This window comes from Allomuricauda sp. ANG21, from assembly GCF_040705235.1.
GTDB lineage: Bacteria > Bacteroidota > Bacteroidia > Flavobacteriales > Flavobacteriaceae > Flagellimonas > Flagellimonas marina.
Genome location: NZ_JBFCVT010000001.1, coordinates 167,721 through 190,865, shown reverse-complemented (window position 1 = coordinate 190,865; position 23,145 = coordinate 167,721). Strand labels below are relative to the sequence as shown.

25 protein-coding genes are annotated in these 23,145 nt (G+C 41.6%); 15 read left to right on the top strand and 10 right to left on the bottom strand.

The features are described 5' to 3' along the window. Window positions 1-38 precede the first annotated feature (38 nt). The 3 genes from AB1A65_RS00975 to AB1A65_RS00965 all read left to right on the top strand — a co-directional run bounded on the left by AB1A65_RS00975 (window position 39) and on the right by AB1A65_RS00965 (window position 2,496). Window positions 39-614, top strand: a complete 576-nt coding sequence (locus tag AB1A65_RS00975; RefSeq protein WP_366584709.1) for an RNA polymerase sigma factor — start codon at window positions 39-41, stop codon at window positions 612-614. Window positions 615-619: 5 nt separating this feature from the next. Next, complete coding sequence (locus tag AB1A65_RS00970) at window positions 620-1,342, top strand: hypothetical protein (protein ID WP_366584708.1); 723 nt, start codon at window positions 620-622, stop codon at window positions 1,340-1,342. Between the two features lie 86 nt (window positions 1,343-1,428). Then, window positions 1,429-2,496 carry a hypothetical protein gene (locus AB1A65_RS00965; protein ID WP_366584706.1) on the top strand — a complete coding sequence of 356 codons (1,068 nt, stop codon included), beginning with the start codon at window positions 1,429-1,431 and terminating at the stop codon, window positions 2,494-2,496. A gap of 16 nt (window positions 2,497-2,512) precedes the next feature. Here the strand turns inward: AB1A65_RS00965 and AB1A65_RS00960 are convergent, their stop codons facing one another. Continuing rightward, window positions 2,513-2,755, bottom strand: a complete 243-nt coding sequence (locus AB1A65_RS00960; RefSeq protein ID WP_366584704.1) for a zinc-ribbon domain-containing protein — start codon at window positions 2,753-2,755, stop codon at window positions 2,513-2,515. A 120-nt stretch (window positions 2,756-2,875) separates the two neighbouring features. Here AB1A65_RS00960 and AB1A65_RS00955 point away from each other — a divergent pair, with 120 nt between their 5' ends. Next, window positions 2,876-3,505, top strand: a complete 630-nt coding sequence (locus AB1A65_RS00955) for a 2OG-Fe(II) oxygenase (RefSeq protein WP_366584702.1) — start codon at window positions 2,876-2,878, stop codon at window positions 3,503-3,505. 3 nt (window positions 3,506-3,508) lie between these two features. Here the strand turns inward: AB1A65_RS00955 and AB1A65_RS00950 are convergent, their stop codons facing one another. From AB1A65_RS00950 to AB1A65_RS00940, 3 genes are read right to left on the bottom strand one after another with little or no spacing between them, the layout of a single operon-like run. Next, window positions 3,509-3,817 (bottom strand): phosphoribosylpyrophosphate synthetase, encoded by a 309-nt coding sequence (locus AB1A65_RS00950; RefSeq protein WP_366584700.1) that lies wholly within the window; start codon window positions 3,815-3,817, stop codon window positions 3,509-3,511. 41 nt (window positions 3,818-3,858) lie between these two features. Beyond that, window positions 3,859-4,665 (bottom strand): hypothetical protein, encoded by an 807-nt coding sequence (locus AB1A65_RS00945; protein WP_366584698.1) that lies wholly within the window; start codon window positions 4,663-4,665, stop codon window positions 3,859-3,861. A gap of 28 nt (window positions 4,666-4,693) precedes the next feature. Then, entirely contained in the window at window positions 4,694-6,520 is a 1,827-nt protein-coding gene (locus tag AB1A65_RS00940; protein WP_366584696.1) for a Xaa-Pro dipeptidyl-peptidase, read from the bottom strand. Window positions 6,521-6,689: 169 nt separating this feature from the next. On the opposite strand from AB1A65_RS00940, the gene dnaG reads away from it, so the two are divergent. Beyond that, the gene (gene dnaG / locus AB1A65_RS00935; protein WP_366584694.1) at window positions 6,690-8,663 is read left to right on the top strand and encodes a DNA primase; all 1,974 of its coding nucleotides are present in this window, start codon (window positions 6,690-6,692) and stop codon (window positions 8,661-8,663) included. Window positions 8,664-8,719: 56 nt separating this feature from the next. Here dnaG and AB1A65_RS00930 read toward each other — a convergent pair whose 3' ends face one another. Together AB1A65_RS00930 and nadE are read right to left on the bottom strand one after the other, a co-directional pair. Further along, the gene (locus AB1A65_RS00930) at window positions 8,720-9,349 is read right to left on the bottom strand and encodes a response regulator transcription factor (RefSeq protein ID WP_366584692.1); all 630 of its coding nucleotides are present in this window, start codon (window positions 9,347-9,349) and stop codon (window positions 8,720-8,722) included. A gap of 158 nt (window positions 9,350-9,507) precedes the next feature. Further along, window positions 9,508-10,296 carry an NAD(+) synthase gene (gene nadE / locus AB1A65_RS00925; protein ID WP_366584690.1) on the bottom strand — a complete coding sequence of 263 codons (789 nt, stop codon included), beginning with the start codon at window positions 10,294-10,296 and terminating at the stop codon, window positions 9,508-9,510. Between the two features lie 67 nt (window positions 10,297-10,363). On the opposite strand from nadE, the gene gldB reads away from it, so the two are divergent. Both gldB and gldC read left to right on the top strand, forming a co-directional pair. Then, complete coding sequence (gldB, locus tag AB1A65_RS00920) at window positions 10,364-11,353, top strand: gliding motility lipoprotein GldB (protein ID WP_366584688.1); 990 nt, start codon at window positions 10,364-10,366, stop codon at window positions 11,351-11,353. After that, the gene (gene gldC / locus AB1A65_RS00915) at window positions 11,353-11,691 is read left to right on the top strand and encodes a gliding motility protein GldC (RefSeq protein WP_207097703.1); all 339 of its coding nucleotides are present in this window, start codon (window positions 11,353-11,355) and stop codon (window positions 11,689-11,691) included. Before gldB ends, gldC begins: the two co-directional genes overlap by 1 nt. A gap of 1 nt (window position 11,692) precedes the next feature. Here gldC and AB1A65_RS00910 read toward each other — a convergent pair whose 3' ends face one another. Next, window positions 11,693-12,190, bottom strand: coding sequence for a hypothetical protein (locus AB1A65_RS00910; protein ID WP_366584686.1), 498 nt, complete (start codon window positions 12,188-12,190; stop codon window positions 11,693-11,695). Window positions 12,191-12,260: 70 nt separating this feature from the next. Between AB1A65_RS00910 and AB1A65_RS00905 the strand changes: the two genes are divergently transcribed. Then, the gene (locus AB1A65_RS00905; RefSeq protein ID WP_366584684.1) at window positions 12,261-12,665 is read left to right on the top strand and encodes a GTPase; all 405 of its coding nucleotides are present in this window, start codon (window positions 12,261-12,263) and stop codon (window positions 12,663-12,665) included. Window position 12,666: 1 nt separating this feature from the next. Here AB1A65_RS00905 and AB1A65_RS00900 read toward each other — a convergent pair whose 3' ends face one another. The 3 genes from AB1A65_RS00900 to AB1A65_RS00890 form a co-directional block, all read right to left on the bottom strand. Beyond that, window positions 12,667-13,395 carry a pirin family protein gene (locus AB1A65_RS00900; RefSeq protein WP_366584682.1) on the bottom strand — a complete coding sequence of 243 codons (729 nt, stop codon included), beginning with the start codon at window positions 13,393-13,395 and terminating at the stop codon, window positions 12,667-12,669. Window positions 13,396-13,505: 110 nt separating this feature from the next. After that, the gene (gene yihA / locus AB1A65_RS00895) at window positions 13,506-14,117 is read right to left on the bottom strand and encodes a ribosome biogenesis GTP-binding protein YihA/YsxC (protein WP_366584680.1); all 612 of its coding nucleotides are present in this window, start codon (window positions 14,115-14,117) and stop codon (window positions 13,506-13,508) included. A gap of 88 nt (window positions 14,118-14,205) precedes the next feature. Further along, window positions 14,206-14,970 (bottom strand): alpha/beta hydrolase, encoded by a 765-nt coding sequence (locus tag AB1A65_RS00890; RefSeq protein ID WP_366584678.1) that lies wholly within the window; start codon window positions 14,968-14,970, stop codon window positions 14,206-14,208. A gap of 266 nt (window positions 14,971-15,236) precedes the next feature. Here AB1A65_RS00890 and mraZ point away from each other — a divergent pair, with 266 nt between their 5' ends. From mraZ to murD, 7 genes are all read left to right on the top strand, one after another. Next, window positions 15,237-15,692 (top strand): division/cell wall cluster transcriptional repressor MraZ, encoded by a 456-nt coding sequence (gene mraZ, locus AB1A65_RS00885; protein WP_207097697.1) that lies wholly within the window; start codon window positions 15,237-15,239, stop codon window positions 15,690-15,692. Further along, window positions 15,685-16,587, top strand: a complete 903-nt coding sequence (rsmH, locus tag AB1A65_RS00880) for a 16S rRNA (cytosine(1402)-N(4))-methyltransferase RsmH (RefSeq protein ID WP_366584676.1) — start codon at window positions 15,685-15,687, stop codon at window positions 16,585-16,587. Before mraZ ends, rsmH begins: the two co-directional genes overlap by 8 nt. A 114-nt stretch (window positions 16,588-16,701) precedes the next feature. Then, entirely contained in the window at window positions 16,702-17,019 is a 318-nt protein-coding gene (locus AB1A65_RS00875) for an FtsL-like putative cell division protein (protein WP_366584674.1), read from the top strand. Next, window positions 17,019-19,028, top strand: a complete 2,010-nt coding sequence (locus AB1A65_RS00870; protein WP_366584672.1) for a penicillin-binding protein — start codon at window positions 17,019-17,021, stop codon at window positions 19,026-19,028. The genes AB1A65_RS00875 and AB1A65_RS00870 overlap by 1 nt, the downstream gene beginning before the upstream one ends. Then, on the top strand, window positions 19,025-20,488 hold the full coding sequence (locus AB1A65_RS00865) for a UDP-N-acetylmuramoyl-L-alanyl-D-glutamate--2,6-diaminopimelate ligase (RefSeq protein ID WP_366584670.1): 1,464 nt from the start codon (window positions 19,025-19,027) through the stop codon (window positions 20,486-20,488). The genes AB1A65_RS00870 and AB1A65_RS00865 overlap by 4 nt, the downstream gene beginning before the upstream one ends. 95 nt (window positions 20,489-20,583) lie before the next feature. After that, the gene (mraY, locus tag AB1A65_RS00860; RefSeq protein WP_366584668.1) at window positions 20,584-21,804 is read left to right on the top strand and encodes a phospho-N-acetylmuramoyl-pentapeptide-transferase; all 1,221 of its coding nucleotides are present in this window, start codon (window positions 20,584-20,586) and stop codon (window positions 21,802-21,804) included. After that, the gene (gene murD, locus AB1A65_RS00855; RefSeq protein WP_366584666.1) at window positions 21,805-23,139 is read left to right on the top strand and encodes a UDP-N-acetylmuramoyl-L-alanine--D-glutamate ligase; all 1,335 of its coding nucleotides are present in this window, start codon (window positions 21,805-21,807) and stop codon (window positions 23,137-23,139) included. It begins immediately after the preceding gene. Window positions 23,140-23,145: the final 6 nt, after the last annotated feature.

Here is a 23,145-nt window from a genome sequence, read left to right as displayed (position 1 = left end):
GCGTCTATCTATATAGAAACAATTTTGAAGCAACACTTTTGAAAATCATCACTTTGTACGGTAATGAAAACTATTTGATTAGGAAGTCTGTTAAGGGAGATCCACAGGCCCAAAGGTTATTGTATGAAAAGTTTGCCCCTAAAATGTTGAGCGTCTGTCGCCAATATATCAAGGATTTACATTTTGCTGAAGATGTTATGGTCAATGGGTTCATCAAAGTCTTTAAAAATTTGGACTCATTTCAACACAAAGGGAGCTTTGAAGGGTGGATACGGACCATAATGGTGAGGGAAAGCATTTCCTATTTGCGCAAAAGACAGTTTGTGGTCTATGATGATGAGGTTTTTGATGCCCAACGCGAACGGTCAGTTGACAATGAGGGTCTTTTGGATGTGGAATATGTGCAGCAGTTGATTGATGACTTGCCAGAAGGATATAAAACTGTGTTCTTGCTTTACGCCATTGAAGGCTACAATCATCAAGAAATAGCCCAAATGCTGGAGATTTCGGAGGGTACTTCAAAATCGCAATTGTTCAAGGCCAGGAAAATGCTGCAAGAAAATTTAAGTTTAAATGGAATGTCGCCCAAATCAAGTTCGGCGAACAGAAAATAGCGGATATGGACAAACTCGAAAAACATATCAAAAACAAATTGGAAGGACGAACCATTTCCCCATCTAAAAATGCTTGGGAAAAAATTGCTTCAGAGGTGAAACTGCCGTCACCCAGAAAAAGAAATTCAAGGTTTTTATATGCCATTGCCGCTAGCGTAGTGGGTATAGTGTTGATTTCGGTTTTCTTTTTTACCATGGATAAACCTAAGGTAGAACAAACACAGGTGGTAGAAGCTGACAGCATGGAACCAAATGGGCAGCAAGAGGAAACTACCATAAACGAACCAATTCAAAAAAAGGATTCCAAGCTGGCGGAAACTAAAATTGAATCACAGATTCCTGGAGCAAAGGAAAAATTGAGCCCAGAACAGTCCAATTACAATTCGGCAGTAGTCAAAAATGAAACAAAAGAGCCCTTTCAGGACGAGATTCGGATAAATTCAGACCAATTGATCGCGCAAAAAGTGGAAGAGGTTGTGGCTCAGGTTGCGCTTATGGAAAGTGTCAAAAAAGACGTTTCTGATGCCGAAGTAGATTCGTTATTGCGTGCTGCCCAACGGCAAATATTGGCAGATAGGGTATATCTCAATGGGCAATCAGTGGATGCCGGGGCCTTACTTGCAGAAGTAGAGGACGAACTGGACGAATCGTTTCGGAACCAAATTTTTGATGCACTTAAATCGGGTTACTTTAAACTTAGAACGGCAGTAGCGGACAGAAACAAATAAGAATATTCATCAATCAAAAACAGACCTTCTAAACTTCCTGCCTAAAACGGGCGGGAAGGAGGGAGGTTTATAATCCAAAAACAATCATGAAAACAATTACATTTTACGTAACACTTCTTTTGCTGTTCCTGATTTCTCAATGTCTTCTAGCTCAAGAAGATTATAAAAAGGAAATAGAAGCGCTTAGAGTTGAAAAAGAGCGAATCGTTGAACAAGAAAAAGAGGCGTTAAAGGAGGAGGTGAAAGACATTAATAACCGTATGGAGAGCGGGGATATTTCTGAGGCCGAAGCGAAATTGCTTAAGGAAGATGTGGCTAGAAGAAGAGCACTTAATATTGAGAATCGCACTGCAATCATTGAAAATAAAATTGCATTACTGGAAAGGAATGAAGGCAAGGTCTTGCGTTTAACAAATGAGGATTTTTATGATGAGGATACAAGAATTGGAATTCATATTGATGGAGAACCTGCTTTTTCATTTCGCCCCAAAAGATGGGAAAGAGACCTCAAGTACGATAGGCGCACCTATTCTGATTTGGTACTGGCCATAGGTTTCAATAATGCCTTGATTGAAGGACAATCCTTGGATGATTCTCCTTATAGGGTTGGAGGAAGTCGTTTTTTTGAAATGGGTTGGCAGTGGAGAACCCGGGTTTTTAGGAATTCCAATTGGATGCGGTTTCATTATGGATTTTCATTCCAGTTCAATGGCCTAAAGCCAGAAAATAACCAGATTTTTGTACAGAATGGTGATCAAACCGTCTTGGAAGAATTTGAATACGATTTGAACAAAGCAAAGTTGCGTATGGATAATTTGGTTTTTCCCGTACATTTTGAATTTGGCCCTTCGCGTTTTCGAAAAACAGAAAAAACCATTCGATATTCCATCAGAGACCAATTTAGGATAGGCGTTGGGGGGTATGGCGGATTTAATTTAGGGACACGTCAAAAACTGAAATATAACCGGGACGGTGAGGACATAAAAGATAAGCTTAAAAGGGATTACAACACCAGTGACTTAATTTATGGACTTAGTGGCTATGTGGGGGTTGATGGCGTACTGCTTTATATAAAGTATGATTTGAACCCCATTTTTAAGGATGCAGTAGTAGAACAAAATAATATCTCTGTGGGACTTCGGTTCGATCTTTAAGTCAAATTGCTAGGCATTATGTGGTAAGGGCTCTTTCCATTTCAGTAGTGAATTCTTCCTTATAATACACCCGCTTGCAATGGGAACATTCAGCGTACTTGACGTTGTTGAGGGTGAAAATGGGAATCCAGAACAAGTGGGCATAATTGGGTTGGCAGGTAACGGATAAGGTATTCGTTTGTCCACAATGCGGGCAAGAAACGTTTTGTAGTGTTTTGGTTTCCTTTTTACCAGGTCTAGTTCCAAAGAAAAGAATCATGATGACTTAAAGATTTTATGAACCACTATACTAAAGTATAGGTTTATTTTTCGTGGTAAAAGAAATACTGAAATCATTTCGTTTTTAAATATTTTCTACATTCGCGCACATTTTTAAGAATTGAAGACGTATCACCGTTTGGAGCAGTGGTTTTCTTGGATGGACGACCTCTCCGCAAAGGATTATGTGGTCATTGACCATTTTTTCCAGCCTAAAATGTATGCTGAAATCCGGTCTTTTTTTCTCGGAAAGCTTCCCAATTTTACCGAAGCTGGGATTGGGACCAGCGCGGACAATCAAATCAATAAAAATATACGAGGCGATTTTACCTATTGGCTAGACCGAAAAAGGGATGTAGAGCTACTGCCTTTTTGGAGTTTGGTGGATGAAATTCTCTATATGTTCAATCGTTACTGTTTTTTGAGCCTATCAGGGTATGAGTTCCATTTGGCCCATTATCCGTCTGGGGGGCACTATGATAAACATTTAGATCAATTTGAGAATAGAAATAACCGAATGATATCCGTTGTGATTTATCTGAATGAAGGTTGGCAAAAAGGGGACGGTGGAGAGCTGGAAATTTTTGAAAAAGACGACACCTCATTTTTGGTGGAACCCCTTGCGGCCAGATGCGTACTATTTAAAAGTGCCAAAGTACCACATGCCGTTCTTGAGGCTCATAAGAGCCGATTCAGCTTAACGGGTTGGCTACTGTATCAACCTTCAACCATAGGTCGTTTCTTGGGGTAGGCTTTAAGCTTTTTTACTGGGTATTTGCCGGATGAGTTCCACATTCTGTCCATGCTCTGCGCTGTAGGACATCACCAAGGTGCCTTTGGTGCCATCATTGGCTTCAATAGCGAAAACGGTGGTCTGATCACCTGGGTTGGTCATGCCTTCAAATCGGTACGAACCCAAAATTATAAGTTCGTTGGGTTGATACTCCTTTTTGGAATACAAGGCCATTATGCAAGTATCATTTGCCTCAAAATCTTCCTTATAGCCATCTTGGGTCAATGTGTTCACAGCTTCGGATAGTGTGGAAAAAGCATAATGTGTCATTGTAATAGGTTTATGATTTGTTCAATTCATCCCTTGGCATGTTACACAGCCATGAATATGTCCGATTTTTTTACATGGATGTCGTTGTTGAACTTAGACACCAAATTTTCAAGGTTGGTTCTTTTCCATTCCTGCATTAAGGGATGGCAGACAATTTCTATTTGAAGGTCGTTGTCCCCTAATGGGAATTTGATAAACTTGAATTTATGGTCTTCCTGCCATTTGGAATGTACGTACAAAAGTAATCGGTACTCTTGCTCGTGTTTATAGGAAGAGTCCTTTTTAAAAGCAGAATACCTAAAATTCTGTTTGGACAAATCTGGGTCAAATGGGTTTAAATGCAAGTATTTTACTGAATCAGCTATAAAATGCACTTTATATCCGTTTTCTTCCACAAACTTTGCCGCTGCTTTAGTAAGATACGAAATAAAGTCTTCGGCAACTACCTTAATGGCCACAGAATCTTTGTTGGAATAGAGATTCCACATGGCCATGGATTCCCGTTCACCATGAAACCAACAATTGGCAAACTGTAATTGTTGCTTGTGCTTTCCAAAAACAGGTCTAAATTCTTTGCCTTTTAATAGGTTTGGGAACTTTTCCTTTATTTGGGAAACCTTCTCCTTGTTCTCGCTCTCATTGATTAGGTCTTCGAGATTGGCCGCTCTCAAATGGGATGTGGACAATCCCTCAATAGGATCTTCTAAAAGATCTAAACGGGTAAAAACCAACTCATTTTTGATGACAAAATTCAAGAGTTTGTGGAGGTCCAAATATTTCCAAAGAAACTCCCCATGTTTAAAAATTGGCAACTTTATTTTTACCTCACCTTTTTGATCAAATCCCATTTTTAAAAGGTAATGTCAATTACTTAAGTTAAAACCCTACTTTACCGCCTACAACCGGTAAAGTAAGTTTTGTTTTATCCAAATCTATGGTCAACTCGGTGCCCGGTTCTGGCCAGAGGGTAAATTCTCGATCACTGGAAAAAATCATCAATCCAATCTGCTGACCTTTTGGTATGATTTGGTCATCTGGCATTAAGTTAAATGTTACTTCGTAAAATTTATTGGGAACCAATGGTTCGCTCTTACTAATGGAATTATGATTTTGTGGATCGGCCCAACCACGGGTTATGATATTGTCTGTGATTTTTGTCCTACGACTATCATTCCACGGTAAAGATACCAACCAAACGGAGAGATTTGCGGCGGGTTTGCTACTGGAAAGCGTCACTGATATTTTTGGAATCCCCGAAATGTGTATATCCTCTGCCAGTATCGGTGAGACATAAATCAACCGATGATGGGTAACTTCGGCTTCTGCCAATGCCGACCCAGAGAAGGAATAATTGTCCACTAGGGTTTCTTTACCTTGGTTATTGGATTTGTTGCTAGTCAATCCTCCACGTGCAGGTGCGCCTTTCGTTAAAAATAGGGTGACATCAGAAGCATCTGGATTGGGATAATCCTTGTATGATGTAGGTTGGTCCCTTTCATCATCTTCTCGCACAATCCATGCTTTTGGGTCGTTTTCAACCCCATTTTCAATGCCAAATAGATAACGGGTGAACCAACGGTTCATCATTTCAATGGGAGGTGGGCCACCATGACCGTTCTGGTGATAGTAAATTTGAACAGGTAGCCCCATTTCTCGGGCTTTGTCATAGATTCTGTAGCTGTGCTCGGGCATTACGTTCCAGTCGTTGAAGCCATGGGACATCAACAAAGCGGCTTTCATAGGCTTCATGTCGTTTAAATAGTCCCGTTCAGCCCAAAAGTCGTTATAATCACCTGTAATACGGTCCTGTCCATTTTTCATTTCAGTGTCACGAATAACTTTATTGTTTCGGGCCCTTTTGGACTTATCACCACTGTGGATAAAATCATAAAGCACATCAATATCCTCGCCAAGATATCCACCTGGAGAGCGAACCAATCCATTGGAACGGTAATAATGATAGTATGAGGTGTTCGGCGCAATGGGAATAATGGCTTCCAAACCTTCAACGCCAGTTGTGGCGGCCGCTAAGGGTAAAGTGCCATTGTAAGAGGTTCCTGTCATGCCCACTTTTCCAGTGGACCAATAGGCTTTCACTTCTTCATTTCCATTGCGCTCAGTGTATCCCTTTGCCCGTCCGCACAACCAATCGATTACCGCTTTTGGGGCAAGCGATTCGTTATCGCCTCCTACAGTTGGAGCACCATCGGAAAGTCCCGTTCCAGGGGACGAGGAGTGTACCACAATATAACCACGAGGCAACCATGTTTGTATTTGCGAATTGGAAATAATGGGTCGTTCCCCAATGCGGTGTACCTCTGGATGTGTTCGTGGTTTTCCAAGCTCGCCCAGTTCATGTTTTACATCCCACATAACACCATCTCCCAAACCTGCCGTTCCAGCATAATAGGGACTGGATTCATAAACAACGGGAAGTTTTAACCCATCGGTATCAGTTTGTTTGGGACGTGTTACATCCACATGTACCCTGTCCAATTTCCCATCCCCGTCAGAATCAAACTCCGTTTCCACCCACAAATCATGTCGAATCCAATTTTTTGGGTCGGCAAAGGCTTCAACAACCTGAGCTTCACCATTTTCAAAAATAGGCGTGGCTTTTTCAGCCATTTGGGCGTTAAGACCAAATTGGCCGAACAATAAAAATGAAATCAACAATAAGAATGGGAATTGTTTTTTCTGCATGATGTATTCTTTGCGTATTTTCAAATTAGAACTAAAATCCCATCATCTGTATTTTGGGGATATTACATTGTGCTTCTAAGATAGTAAATCTAAAAGGGCTATTTTGATATTGGATTCCCCAAAATTTTGATTTTATTTACCTTTAACAGCTCGCTTAACGTATAACCATTTGATTTCAAAAACCACCATAGACAATGTATATGAAACCGCCCGGGTTGAGGAGGTGATTGGGGATTTTGTGCAGTTGAAGAAATCAGGTTCCAATTTTAAGGGACTCAGCCCTTTTTCAGATGAACGTACCCCAAGTTTTATGGTGTCACCCGTTAAACAGATTTGGAAGGACTTTAGTAGCGGAAAAGGGGGGAACGTAGTGGCTTTTTTGATGGAACACGAACATTTTACATATCCTGAAGCCATTAAATACCTTGCCAAAAAATACAATATTGAAGTAGAGGAGACCGAGCAGACCAATGAGCAGAAAGAGCAGGCGAATGAGCGTGAGAGCATGTATTTGGTTTCGGAATATGCACAAAAATATTTTACTGAAATACTTTGGGATACCGAACCAGGAAAGGCCATTGGGCTCAGTTACTTTAAGGAGCGTGGCTTTACAGAGGAGACCATAAAAAAGTTTGGATTGGGTTACAGTTTGGATGAGTGGGAAGCCTTTACCAAAACTGCTTTGGATGAGGCCTATCAGCTAGAATTTCTTGAAAAGACCGGACTTACCATAGTAAAGGAGCAAACGGGTGGTGAGAAACGAACTTTTGATCGGTTTAAGGGGCGGGTCATGTTTCCCATTCATTCGATGAGTGGTAGGGTTTTAGGCTTTGGAGGCCGAATCTTGGGGAACGACAAAAAGGCTGCCAAATATCTCAACTCTCCGGAAAGTGAGATTTATCACAAGAGCAAGGTGCTTTACGGCATTTATTTTGCCAAACAGGCCATTGCCAAGGAGGATAATTGTTATTTGGTGGAGGGCTACACGGATGTCATTCAGATGTACCAGCGCGGGGTGGAGAACGTGGTTTCTTCCAGTGGAACGGCTTTAACACCTGAGCAGATTAGGTTGATAAATCGCTTGACCAAAAACATCACTGTGCTTTTCGATGGGGATGCGGCTGGTTTGCGGGCATCACTTCGTGGTATTGATTTGATTTTGGAACAGGGCATGAACGTTAAGGTCTGCACCTTTCCTGAAGGTGAAGACCCGGACAGTTTTGCTAAAAACAACACCTATGAAGACTTGGTCCTTTATTTGGAGGAGAATGCCAAGGACTTTATTCAGTTTAAGACATCTTTGTTGGCCAAGGAGGCTGCCAATGACCCCATTAAGCGCGCTGATACCGTAAGGGATATCGTAAATAGCATTAGTAAGATTCCAGACCGCATTCAAAAGGAAATCTACATTCAGGAATGTGCCAAGATCATGCAGATTTCGGAGGAGGTGCTATACAATACCTTGGCCCAAATCGATAAAAAGCAGGTCGCCGATGTCAACAAAAAGCTCAAAGAGGAACGAAAAGCCTTTGAAGTGGTCAAAAATGACCCAGTGGTTGAAAAGGTGGATGTACAATATGAATTGGAGCGAAAAATCATTGAAGTACTGTTACTGTACGGAAATCAAGAACAGGAGTTTGAAGATTTGGTGCTAAAGGAAAATGAGGATGGGGAATTGGTTCTGGAGCCCGAAGTTGTAGAGGCCAAGGTCTATGAAAAGGTGTTTTTAGACCTACAAGAAGATGAAATAGAATTGACCAACGAACAGTTCAGGACGATTTACTACAAACTCATTGAAAACCTGAATGAAAATGAAGATTTCGCCGTAAATACTTTCATGACAGAGTTGGACCAGGAAATGGTCCCCGAAATATCTTCCATCTTAATGGAAGAGGAGCAATATGTGCTGCATGATTGGGAACGAAAAGATATATATCCAAAGGAGAAGAAAACTGGAGTGGCCCAGTTGGTTGGGGAGACCATTCTTACCCTGCGGTGCAACTTGATCAAGAATCGCATTCAAAAATTACAAGAACAAACCCAAGAACATACAGGTGATAACACGGAGATTTTGGAGGAAATTGTGAATTATCTTCAGTTGAACAAGTTGTTGAACGCCAAATTAAATCGGGTACTCTCCTAAATAGAAATCCCGGACTATTTGCCCGGGATTAACTCTAGTTAGTTTGGATTGGTTATTTAATAAAGTTCCAAAGCTTTGGCTTGCTGCAATAGGTCCACCAAATTATCCACGTTCAATTTTTTCATTAAACGGGCTTTATAGGTACTTACGGTTTTTTCGTTAAGGTTGAGCCCTTCGGCAACTTCCTTGTTTCGTTTTCCGCTGGCCAATAACTTCAACACTTCAACCTCTCTGGAAGATAATTTTCTGAAGAATCTTCTCGGTTTCTGTGTTCCTTCATCAAAAGCCAAACGTTGTGCCAGTTCATTGGTGATGAACATGTTGCCCTCACTAACCTTTTTTACAGCGGAGACAATATAATCCAAATCCGCAGTTTTGGAAAGGTAGCCAAAGGCACCGGCTCTAATGGTGCTCAAGGCATACACATCCTCGGATTGGCCGCTGTACATTAAGGTTTTAACATTCGGGAATTCCAGTTTCATCTTACGTAAAGTAGCAATCCCGTTGATTTCTGGAATATCCATTTCCAAGATAACAACATCTGGAGCCACTTTATTCAATGCTTCGAATAATTCTGAGGTTGTGGAAACATCTGCAATGATTTCAATATCTGGGCTAGATTTGAGCACTTGTTTTATACCAAGCCTGACAATTGGATGATTGTCAGCAATCAATACTTTTATCATTCGGTTTGAGTTTACTAATAATCGTTGGTTAGCTATTTACTTATGTAACAGAGCTAGCAAGATAACAATTTGGTGACGTAAAACTCTAATTTTTTTCTTAAAACCCCAGAATTTCTATGGTTTTTTTCGTCTTAAACTGGGTTTTTTGCGTTAAAGGGTCATTTTAGGCCATTTGGAATCTCACAAATGGGTATAGGAATCATCTTGTGTTTGTTAGCAGTATTGTATCTTTTGTAGATGGCGAAAACCTCTTTTTCCCTATCAGAAAAATCTTCAATGGTTTTTCCTTCCTCATCCATTTTCATGGCCCATTCCAACTCTGGGTATGATGCCCCAATTTGGTCTTCATCGGTTCTGCTATCTCCCCAAAGCCCGTCTGTGGGAGCTGCCTCCATAATCTCTTGGTTCACACCTAACACCCTTCCAACTTCGTACACTTCGGTCTTTACCAAATCGGCAATAGGGCTAAGGTCTACCCCACCATCACCATATTTAGTATAAAAGCCAATTCCAAAATCTTCAACCTTATTTCCTGTTCCAGCAACAAGATATCTTTTTAGTGCAGCAAAGTAATAAAGAGTCGTCATTCGGAGTCGGGCTCGGGTGTTGGCCAAGGACATAAAGCGTTCCTCCTCGGTTTCTACACCAGGAAAAGCGGCCACCAAACTATCAAAGACAGGGGTGAGGTTCACTTCTTGGCGGGATACGTTGGGAAAGTTTTCCATAAGCCAGTCGATATGCCTATCTGCCCGGGTCACTTGGTCTTTACCTTGGTGAATGGGCATTTCCACACACAAAAGGTTGAGTCCGGTTTTTGCACAAAGTGTTGAGGTTACAGCAGAATCTATCCCTCCAGAAACACCAATAACAAAACCTTTACATTTTGCGCTGGTGGCATAATCCTTCAGCCAGTCTACTATATGTGCAATTACCTTTTCTGTTTGCATATCGTACTATTTTAGATTCATTAAATTACCTTTGTGCCCTGTAAATTTAAACCCTGTTGCCTTAAAAATGAAGAGGTCAGTGAAATACTTTGTTCAATTTGGGATTTTTGCTTCCATTTTTTTGCTATTTCTTGTTTTGGGTGGATGTAAGGAAACCGATAAAACTGAAGAGGAGATTTCCAAAGTCCCGATAGATTTAAAAGTATCGCGGTTTGATCGCGAGTTTGCCAATGCATCAGCTGCGGATATTCCAATGCTGAAGAAAAAATATCCCTACCTCTTTCCAGAGCAGTTTTCGGATAGTATTTGGGTCAATAAATTATCGGATACCCTACAAATAGAATTGTCTGAAGAAGTGAACAAGGCCTTTGGCGATTTTGAGAGCGAATCAGAAGGACTGGAATCCCTTTTTAAACATATCAAATACTATTTTCCCGGTTTTGAGGAACCCAAAGTCGTAACATTGACATCTGATGTTCGCTACAACGACCGAATCATCCTAACGGATACACTCCTTTTGATCGGTCTGGACAATTATTTAGGTGAGGACCATCATTTTTACGAAGGCATTCAACGATATATCGCCGCTGGTCTCGATAAAAAATTCTTGACCTCGGATGTGGCCAGTGCATTTTCAAAAAAGGTGCTTACCTATCCAAGAAACCGCACTTTTTTGTCTAGAATGGTGTATTACGGAAAGGAACTTTATTTAAAGGATAGATTGCTTCCCTCCATTACAGACGCCCAAAAGATTGGCTATACCCATGAAGAAATGGAGTGGGCCATGGCAAACGAAGAGCAAATGTGGCGCTATTTTGTGGAGGGTGAACTATTGTACAGTACCGACTCGCAGTTGGACCGAAAATTCTTGGACCCAGCACCTTTCTCCAAATTTGGATTGGAACTGGACAATGAGTCTCCAGGGCGGTTGGGCCGATATCTGGGTTGGCAAATTGTAAGGGCTTTTATGGAAAATAACCCCATCAGTTTACAACAATTATTGGACATGCCTGCGGATGAAATTTTAAAAGAATCAAACTACAAACCCAGAAAATAATGGCGGTAAAACATACTTCGGAAATAAAGCTAACGGTAGGATTGGATGAAAACCGGGTACCTGAGGCGTTGACTTGGTCTGCCCAAGATGGCGGTGTGGAAAATGAAGAGGCCAAAGCCATGATGCTTTCGGTTTGGGACAGTAAAAACAGGGAGTCTTTGAAAATTGATTTGTGGACCAAGGATATGCCTGTGGATGAAATGAAGATATTTTTTCATCAAACCTTAACCACCATGGCCGATACGTTTATGAAGGCCACCCAAGATGAAAAGATGACCGCTACCATGAAAGATTTTTGTGACTACTTCGCTGAAAAATTGGAATTGGACAAACTGTAGATCACTCCAGAGGCTGGTTCACCCTGCCGAATTGCGCTTTTTGTGCCCCTTGAAGATTTAATTGATGTTCAATTTTATCCTTGGTGGGTCTTTTCAGATACAAATAAAAAAGGAGGAATAGCCCAATAAGCAAATAGGCGAAATTCTGAGTGTTGTAAAAAATTACAATACTGAAAAGAGCAGCACCTTCGAGCAAGGCGTAAGAGATGATGCATGCCGTTTGAAACCGGGCCAGTTTTTCCTTTAAACCCATGCCGCTGGGAATACTTTTCACTATTTTCCTAAAAAGAAAGTCACTTAAAAAAACGCCTCCCACGGCAATAATGGGGACAATGGCCAGAAACATATCGTCTGAATCGGAGAAGCTCAAATGGGTATCTTGGATTTGAAAATAAAAAAATACAGCCAAAATCAAGGGTGTTGCCAAAATACCCAAATGTAAAAAGGACAGTATTTTTACATACGAAGCTGGGGTAAAGCTATTTTTGACGTTCTGCATGATTTTGGTTTTAGTGTAAAGAAACATAAAAATTAAGCATGTCGGGAACTTTATCCTAATAACGGAATATATGATACTAAAACAGTTGCTTTTTGTGTACAATGCCAATTCAGGAAAGCGCAATGCTTTGTTGGATAGCATGCACAAGGTGTTCAGTCCATCCACCTATGATTGCAATTTGTGCGATATTACTTTTGGTTTGGTAGGTGAAAATAGGATTTGGAAAAAATTTAGGGAACAAAGTAAAATGCCCATGTCTTTTGTTCACAAGGATGAATTTACCAAAAGTTATGCGAGCAAATTTGGCCACAAGTTCACCTTTCCCATTGTTTTGTTGGAAGGAAATAATGGACTGGAGATTTTTATTCCCACGGAAGAATTAAATGAATTGCAATCTGCACAGGAATTAATTGATTTGATACGGGAACGCACAAAAAAATGCCCCAATAAAGGGACATATATGTATTGCGAATAAGTTACCTTCCTATGCTTCCCAAGCTCATGGGCACTTCCATAAGCAGAACCCTACTATCGGAAAGTGATTTAAAATCGAAGGTGTCAGTTTCCCAAAGACCAAAACCATCTCTTTTTTCTAATTTTTGCCCACTGATTTCCACATCACCTTCCAAAATAAAGGCGTAAACTCCATTTCCTTCCTTTTTTATCGAATACGAATCGGTTGAGCCGGCGTCGAAGCTCCCTAAATGGAACCAGGCATCTTGGTGAATCCAAACGCCGTCATCGTCAGGATTGGGAGAGAGCACCTGGTAAAACGCATTTTTTTTGGCAATATCCCTAATGGAGATTTGATTGTACCGGGGTTCCACATTTCGTTTGTTCGGGAATACCCAAATTTGAAGGAATTTCACCTTTTTGTCGGTATTTTTATTGTATTCGCTATGCTGAATGCCGGTTCCGGCGCTCATCACCTGAACATCACCTTCTTTAATGGTGGCAGCATTGCCCATGCTATCCTTATGCTCCAAATCTCCTTCCAGTGGAATGGAAATGATTTCCATATTATCGTGCGGATGTGTGCCAAATCCTCTGCCAGCATCCACTTGGTCATCGTTCAATACGCGCAAGACCCCAAAATGCATCCGTTCTGGATTCTGGTACCCTGCAAAACTAAAGGTGTGATGACTGTTCAACCATCCATGATTAGCATGGCCTCTTGTGCCCGCTTTATGCAAAACTGTTTTCATAGTATCCTTATTATAAAGTTGAAAAAGACAACGAAACGTTGTACTCTCATAGATGAGATTTCAGTCGTAATTATTATGGTTTTCTTACTTTTTGGATGGTGTTGCCCAATCTATTGATTCTTGAAAAAATCTTGGTTGATGGCATCAATATAGTCCAACAATTCCTCACGTCCCAATCTGTTGGAGGATGAGGTGGTAAAATGTGGGGGGGCTTCTTCCCAAACACTGTCCGTTAACTTTTTCAGGTACGCATTGACTTGATCTTCAATAACCGTAGGTTTCAATTTGTCGGCCTTGGTGAAAATAATGGCAAAGGGAATTTGGTTCATGCCCAGCCATTCCATAAATTCCAAATCCACAGGTTGTGGGTCGTGGCGAATATCTACCAAAACAAAACCGCAGACCAATTGCTTCCGTTTTTGAAAATACTCCGTGATATATTTTTGAAATGTCTTTTTGTCCTTTTTTGAAACCCGTGCATAGCCGTACCCTGGCAAATCCACCAAAAACCAATTGTTGTTGATTTTAAAATGGTTGATGAGCTGTGTCTTCCCAGGCCGACCGGAAGTTTTGGCCAGACCTTTGCGTTCCATCAGCATATTGATCAACGAAGACTTGCCAACATTGGATCGGCCGATAAAAGCATATTCGGGTAAGGGCTCATTAGGGCACTTGGCGACATTGGAGTTGCTCATGACAAATTCGGCGGAAGTAATCTTCATGTTATTGGTCTGGATTTGTAAAGCAAGATACAAGAATCAAGAGGAAAGAAAACGTCTTGGTTCTTTCTTCTGTTAGTCTTGTTTCCTATTAAAAATTACGCTTTTTTAGCCAAGCTTCAAGAATGCGGTTAAAATCTTCTGGGTGCTCCATCATTGGGGCGTGACCACATTTTTCAATCCAAAATAAGTCAGAATCCGGTAAAAGCTCATGGAATTCCTTGGCAACGTTTGGTGGGGTAACCGTATCATTCTCACCCCAAATAATGCAAGTTGGGGTTTTCATATGAGGTAGGTCTTTGGACATATTGTGGCGTATGGCACTTTTGGCAATGGCCAATGTTTTTACCAACTTCATCCGGTCATTTACGGTGGCAAAAACCTCGTCCACGATTTCCTTGGTGGCTACATCTGGGTCATAAAAAACGTCTTGCGCCTTCTTTTTGATGAACTCATAATCGCCACGTTTGGGATACCCATCGCCCATGGCACTTTCATAAAGTCCAGAACTTCCAGTAATTACCAAGGCCTTCACCATCTCCGGGAACATTTTGGTATGGAGCAGACCAATGTGTCCTCCCAAGGAATTTCCCAAAAGAATAACATCCTTCAACCCCTTGAACTCGATAAACTCTTCCAGAAACTTGGCAAAGTTCTTCACTGTGGTTTTCAGCAGGGGCATATCGTAAATGGGTAGCTCGGGAATCAATACCTGATACCCTTTGGAAGGAAAGTAATCAGAGACCCCTTGAAAGTTGCTCAAACCACCCATGAGACCATGCAAGATAATCATGGGCGTTCCCTCGCCCATTTCGATATATCGGTATTTGCCTTCCTCAATGATATGCTCTTCCATCAATAGTTAGTTGGTGCTAAGAGGGGCAAATATAGGCAATTCATATCACACGGATTTTAGGTTTTTTCTATCAATGGCGCAACTTTTTTAAGTTTTCAAGAGCAAGGGAATCCAACTCATTAAAATTTGAAAGGCTGTTCTCGGGATTAAAATCTCTGTTTTTACCCTAAAAGTGGGGAATTTATTAACAAAAGTGTCTTTAAGTGGAGAAATGTGGAAATAAAATCTATATATTTGAGTTGTAATAAGTAACCAATTGATTTCTAGTGACCCATATCATAGGACAACATGATTGCAAAGCGGATTCAAAAGGAAGGGTATTATTGCCCATTTCCTTGAAGAATCAGTTGTTGCCTGTTTTAAAGGATGGGTTCGTAATTAAACGGTCCGTTTTTCAGCAGTGTCTGGAGCTTTATCCCAAGCAAGAGTTTGATGTTCTCATGCAGAAGGTGATGAAGAAAAGCAAAATCAACCGAAAGTACGATGCTTTTGTGCGAAACTTTGTGGCAGGGATGAAAGAAGTCGCTATTGATGGGGATTCCGGAAGGTTGCAGATACCCAAAAACCTTGTGGATTTTGCAGGAATTGAAAAAGAAGTGGTGCTCAACGCTGTTTTTGACAAGATAGAGATTTGGGATAAGGACAAGTATGAGAAAGTCTTGGCTGAGGGTGAGAAGGATTATGCCGATTTAGCGGAAGAGATTTTTGATGACGATGAATAGTTCGTATCATAACCCGGTGCTGTTGCAAGAATCGGTAGACGGATTGAACATAAAACCTAATGGAGTGTATGTGGATGTCACTTTTGGTGGCGGAGGACACTCCTCTGAAATATTGAGACGATTGGGCGACGAAGGAAAGTTGTTCGCTTTTGATCAAGATGAGGATGCATTGCAAAATGCCCTAGATGACGAGCGATTTCAACTGATCAACCAAAACTTTCGGTATCTCAAGCAGTATTTAAAGTTCTATGGCATTCGGAAAGTTGATGGAATCCTGGCGGATTTTGGGGTTTCTTCCCATCAGTTTGATGAGGCAAGCCGCGGTTTCTCCACTCGCTTCAATGCGGATTTGGACATGCGGATGAACAGAAACGATGAATTGTCTGCTTTCGAAGTGGTCAATTCATATTCCCAAGAAGATTTAGCGTCGGTTTTGTTTCAATACGGTGAGTTGCGCAATGCAAACGCCATGGCCAAGGTCATTGTGGAAGCCAGATTGCAGGTTACCATCAAAACCACGGACCAACTTAAAACGGTTTTAGCTCGATTTCTGCCCAAGATGAAGGAGAACAAGATTTTGGCGCAGATCTATCAAGCCATCCGTATTGAAGTCAACCAAGAAATTGAGGTGTTGAAGGAGTTTTTGGTTCAAGTGCCAGAGGTTTTGGAAAAAGGCGGTCGATTGAGTCTGATCAGTTACCACTCTTTGGAGGATCGTTTAGTGAAACGCTTCATAAGGGCCGGGAAGTTTGAAGGAGAGCCTGAAAAGGATTTTTACGGAAACATCAATGTTCCTTTAAAAAAAGTTGGGGGATTGATAACACCATCAGCAGAAGAAATAGCGAGGAACAACCGAGCGAGAAGCGCAAAACTCCGCATTGCGGAAAAAATATAACGAAAAGTAGAAGTGTCACCTTGAGCTGTCACCCTGAGCGAAGTCGAAGGGGCAGTCGAAAGATAAAATATGAGTGGATTCCCGCCTGCGCGGGAATTTAAAAAGAACACAGGAATGAGAAAGGGATTACTAGACATTTTAAAAGGAAAGTTTTTGGTGAGCGGAGATGCTCCCAAGAACTGGATGTTTTTATTGTTTGCCTCTTTTTTGGCTGCTTTGATGATTTCAAGCAGTCACCGTGCCGATAAAAAAGTATTGGAAATTGCTGCTTTGAACGAAGAAGTTCGAAAGTTGCGCAGCGAATTTGTTGAAGGCCGTTCCCAAGTACAACAATTAAAATTGGAATCCACTTTACGCCGAGAGGTGGCAGAACAAGGTTTGGTTCCATCCGAAAATCCTCCAAGGAAAATCAAAGTAAAATCAGCAGAGTAGTGGCGATATCTGAAAAAAATATCATGAACAGACTGTACCTCGTAGCCGGGGGTCTGCTTGTTTTGTCCATTGCCGTTGTGGTGAAGTTGGTGGATATCCAAATGGTGAAAGGGGAGGAGTACAAGGAACTTGCCCTGAGCAAAACCGAGAAAATGTTCACCATTGAGCCCAATCGCGGAAACCTTTACTCGGAGGATGGAAGCTTGTTGGCCGCTTCTGTGCCCAAATATGAAATCCGGTTTGACGCCAAGACCGTTTCTGACGAAAATTTTCAAAAATATGTAGGCCCACTTTCCGATTCGTTGGGTCAATTGTTCAATAAGCCTTCATCCCATTACCGTCAATTGTTTCGCAAAGCGAGGGCCAATGAAAATCGATATAAGTTGGTGGCCCGTAATGTGGATTATTTGGATTATGTGAGGATAAAACAATTTCCGCTCTTCAATTTAGGGCCTTATAAAGGAGGCTTTATTGAAACACATCGTGTGGTGCGAGAGTATCCATTGGGTCAAATGGCTGCGCGAAGTATTGGTTACGAACGTGTAGATGAAAATGGATACTACACCCGTGTCGGTCTGGATGGTGCTTTTGGCGAATCCTATTTGCGTGGACATGAGGGCAAGCGTTTGAAGCAGCGGATTGCCAAAGGCCAATGGAAGCCCGTTGGTTTGGACAACATTGTTGAACCTCAAGATGGTTTGGATGTGGTTTCTACCATCGATATCAATATTCAAGACATTGCACATCACGAACTTTTAGCCCAGCTCGAAAAATACAAGGCCGACCATGGTTGTGTGGTGGTGATGGAAACCAAGACAGGAGAAATAAAGGCCATTTCCAATTTGGGGCGCACTTCCGAAGGAAAATATTATGAAAAGTTGAACTATGCTGTTGGGGAGTCCCATGAGCCTGGCTCCACTTTTAAATTGATGTCGTTGGTTGCCGCTCTGGAAGATAAAGTTGTCGACACCAGCACGGTCATCGATACGGAAAAGGGGAGATATCGCATTTACGATGGCGTGGTAAAAGATTCCAAATGGGGCGGATATGGAAAAATTTCTGTAGCCAAAGCCTTTGAGCTATCCTCGAATACAGCCTTTGCAAAAATCATCAACGAAAATTATAAGGAACAACCCGAAAAGTTTGTGAACCGCTTAATGAATATGAGACTCCACAAAAAACTGGGGCTGCCTATCATTGGCGAGGGCGACCCTGTTATTCGATATCCTGGTGACAAAGGGTGGTCTGGAATCTCTTTGGGATGGATGTCGCATGGTTACGAAGTGTCGCTTACCCCAATGCAGACTTTGGCCTTTTACAATGCCATCGCCAATGATGGTGCATATGTAAAACCAAGATTGATTAAAGAAGTTCGTGAAGGGAATGATGTGGTCAAGAGATTTGATAGACAGGTGTTGAATTCATCTATCTGTTCCAAAGAGACCGTGAAAAAAGTGCAGAAACTGATGAAGAATGTGGTGGTGAAGAACCACGGAACGGGACACAAACTCTACTCCAAAAACTTTTCCATGGCCGGTAAAACAGGAACCGCCCAGAAAAACTATGTAGAAAAAGACCCAGATAAATTAGCATATATCTCCACGTTTGCAGGATACTTTCCAGCGGACAACCCAAAATATAGCTGTATTGTGATTATCCATGAACCTGACAAAAGTGTAGGATACTATGGTGCCGACGTTTCCGGTCCAGTTTTTAAATCCATGGCCCAAAAAATCCATGCCATTTCACCTTTGGTGGATGAAGTGGAGGAGAAGGTCTACGATAAGGAAACCTTGGAAGAGGAGTATCAACAATATTATGCGCAAGTGCAGAAAAAATATGATACCGTCCCAGATGTAAAGGGAATGACCGGTATGGATGCGGTTTCCCTACTGGAAAATTTAGGGTTGGAGGTAGAAGTTCGAGGAAATGGAAAAGTAAAGAAACAGTCCATTGATAAAGGAACGGATATTAAAAAAGTAAAGAAAATAGTACTGGAACTTTCATGAAGTTGTTGAAAGACATATTATATGGTGTAAGCCTTTCCGCAGTAAGTGGGGATACCAATATTATGGTCAACCTTGTCCATTTTGATTCCCGAAAAGTATCGATGGATGATGTTTTTGTTGCAGTACGAGGTACCGTAACCGATGGGCATAAATTCATCCAAAAGGCAGTGGATTCTGGGGCACGGGCCATTGTGTGCGAAGAATTACCAGAACTAATGGTTGATGGGATAACGTACCTGAAAGTGCCTGATTGTAACAGCGCTTTGGCCATTATTGCTTCCAATTTTTATGATAATCCCTCCAAAAACCTAAAGTTGGTTGGGATAACAGGAACCAATGGAAAGACCACCGTAAGTACGTTGCTGTACAACCTGTTAAAGAAAGCGGGTTATAAGGTTGGGTTACTTTCTACCATCAAAGTCATGGTTGATGATGTTGAGCATCCTGCCAGCCACACTACACCCGATGTTTTGACGATCAATGACTATTTGTTCAAAATGAATGCTGCTGGAGTGGAGTTTTGTTTTATGGAGGTTAGTTCCCACGGTATCCATCAGAAAAGGTCTGAAGGATTGCATTTTGCCGGGGCCATTTTCACCAATTTGAGTCATGATCATTTGGACTACCACAAAACTTTTGCTGAGTACCGGGATACCAAGAAAAAATTATTCGATGGGCTTCCAAAGACAGCCTTTGCATTAGTGAACATCGATGACAAAAATGGTCTGGTAATGCTGCAGAACACCAAGGCCAGAAAGTATACCTATGCCCTAAAATCGTATGCAGATTACAGGGCCCAGATTTTGGAGCGGCAATTTAACGGGCAGCTGTTGAAGATGGATGAGAACGAATTGTGGTCCAAACTTATTGGAGATTTCAACGCCTATAATCTGTTGGCTATTTATGCCACTGCGGATATTTTAGGATTGGAAAAGATTGAGATTCTACGATTAATGAGTGAATTGGAAACCGTTGATGGACGGTTTCAATATTACATATCGAAAAAGAAAATAACGGCTATTGTTGATTATGCCCATACGCCGGATGCATTAAAAAATGTATTGATTACAATCAATGCATTGAGGACTGGAAATGAAAACGTCATCACCGTAGTGGGGTGTGGTGGTGACCGTGATAAGTCTAAGCGTCCGGTTATGGGTCATATCGCTTCAGAAATGAGCAACCAGGCCATTTTTACCTCAGACAACCCACGTACCGAATCACCTTCGGCCATTATCGAGGAAATGGAAGCAGGGGTGGAAGCTCAGAATGTCAAAAAAGTATTGTCCATCGAGAATCGAAAGCAGGCCATAAAAACAGCCTGTAAGTTGGCCGTTGCCAACGACATCATTTTGGTGGCTGGAAAGGGACACGAAACCTATCAGGAAACCAATGGTGTCCGGGTAGATTTTGATGATTTAAAAGAAGTAAAAGAGGCCTTAAACAGCCTAAACAAATAAGATTTTTCAAAATATGAAGTGGAAAGTACGAAGTACGAAATGGAAAATGAAAGAAAAAGTCTAACGTCTAGATTCTAATATCTAACGTCTAAAATATGCTATACTACTTGTTCGAATATTTAGAGAAACAATACCAGCTGCCAGGCGCGGGACTTTTTCAGTTCTATACATTTAGGGCGGGCATGTCGGTCTTGTTGTCTCTTTTGATAGCCATGGTCTACGGAAAGCGTATTATCCTGTTTTTGCAGAAAAAGCAGATAGGGGAAACAGTGCGCAATTTGGGGTTGGAAGGTCAGGAGCAGAAAGCAGGTACGCCTACTATGGGGGGATTAATCATTATCTGGTCTACCCTGATTCCAGTGTTGCTCTTTGCTGATGTGGAGAACATTTACATTATTCTGTTAATTATTACTACGGTTTGGATGGGGATCATTGGATTTGTGGATGATTACATCAAGATCTTCAAAAAAGATAAAAAAGGATTAAAAGGAAGGTTCAAGGTTGCTGGCCAGGTAGTTTTGGGACTGATTGTGGGGGCAACACTCTACTTCCATCCAGAAGTGACCATAAAAGAAAAGGATACCACCCGAATCACGGAAAATTTTCAAGTGGAGCGCGTATTTGGTGAAGAGACCAAAGCGGTTCGAACCAATGTGCCCTTCTTCAAGAACAATGAGCTGGATTATTCCGAGTTGATTTCTTGGATGGGTGATGGAATGGTAGACTATGCGTGGTTGATTTTCATCCCAGTGGTGATTTTTATCATAACCGCAGTCTCCAACGGAGCCAATCTTACCGATGGTATTGATGGATTGGCTGCAGGTTCTTCAGCTATCATTGTGCTCACCCTGGGGATTTTTGCTTGGGTTTCCGGGAATATTCAGTTTTCAAATTATCTGGACATTTTTTACCTGCCCAGAGTGGGAGAATTGGTGGTGTTCATAGCCGCTTTCGTAGGGGCCTTGGTTGGGTTTTTATGGTATAATGCCTATCCGGCTCAAGTATTCATGGGAGACACCGGAAGTTTGACCATCGGTGGAGTTATCGCCGTCATTGCCATTATTGTCAGGAAGGAATTGTTGATTCCCATTCTGTGCGGAATCTTCTTTGCGGAGTCATTATCTGTTATGATTCAGGTGGGGTACTTCAAGCGTACCAAAAAGAAATATGGTGAAGGAAAGCGCATTTTTTTGATGGCGCCTTTGCATCATCACTATCAAAAAAAATTATATCACGAGAGCAAAATAGTGACCCGGTTTTGGATTATTGGAATTTTACTGGCAATCATCAGTATTGTCACCCTAAAAATCCGATAGATGGCTCGCTTGGTGATACTTGGAGGAGGAGAAAGTGGTGTGGGAACCGCCATTTTGGGACAGAAAGAAGGATTTGAGGTCTTTGTTTCGGACAAAGGCGAGATCAAAGAAAAATACATAGAAGTTCTTGAACATTTTGAGATTGAATGGGAGTCCGGTCAGCATACCGAGTCCAAAATCATGAATGCCGATGTGGTCATGAAAAGCCCAGGTATTCCGGATAAGGTACCGTTGGTAAAAGCCCTTGTTGAAAAAGGCGTTCCAGTGATTTCAGAAATTGAGTTCGCATCAAAATACACCGATGCCACCTTGATTGGAATCACAGGAAGTAACGGCAAGACCACTACCACCATGCTCACCTACCATCTTTTAAAAAATGGAGGTTTAAACGTGGGAATGGCGGGGAACATCGGTGATAGCTATGCAAAAATGGTGGCTGAGCAAGATTTTGACCAGTATGTGTTGGAAATCAGCAGCTTTCAGTTGGATGGGATTGTGGATTTTAAACCCCATATCGCAATGCTGACGAACATTACGCCGGATCACTTGGATCGCTATGAGTACAAATTTGAAAACTACATCGCATCCAAATTCCGTATCGCCATGAATCAGGATGAAAACGATTACCTGATCTATGACGCTGATGATGAAGTGATTCTAGAATGGTTAAAAGAACACCCCGTTCAATCCAAATTGATTCCATTTTCAGTAAAGCAAAAACTGAAAGAAGGAGCATGGTTGGAAGACGATAAAATAAGAATAGAATTAGAACAAAAAACCTTGGAAATGAGTACAGATATTTTGGCCTTGGAAGGGCAGCACAACGTTAAGAACACCATGGCAGCCAGTATGGCGGCGTTGTTGGTGAAGGTCAGGAAGGAGACGATTCGTCAGAGTATCCAGTCGTTTCAAGGGGTGCCCCATAGATTGGAGAAAGTGTTGAAAATCAATCATGTGGAGTATATCAACGATTCAAAAGCAACCAACGTCAATGCTACATTCTATGCCTTGGATGGCATTAAAAAACCCATTGTTTGGATTGTTGGTGGTGTAGACAAGGGCAATAATTATGCAGAACTGATGCCATTGGTTCGGGAAAAAGTGAAGGCCATCGTTTGCTTGGGAATGGACAATTCCAAATTGGTAGATGCCTTTGGCAATGTCATTGATCTGATGGTGGAGACCTATTCCATGGAAGAAGCGGTGAAGGTGGCCTATAAAATTGCCGAACGCGGTGACTCAGTTTTGTTGTCTCCCGCTTGTGCCAGTTTTGACCTTTTCCAGAATTATGAGGATCGCGGAGATCAATTTAAAACGGCAGTAAAAAACCTATAAAAAGCA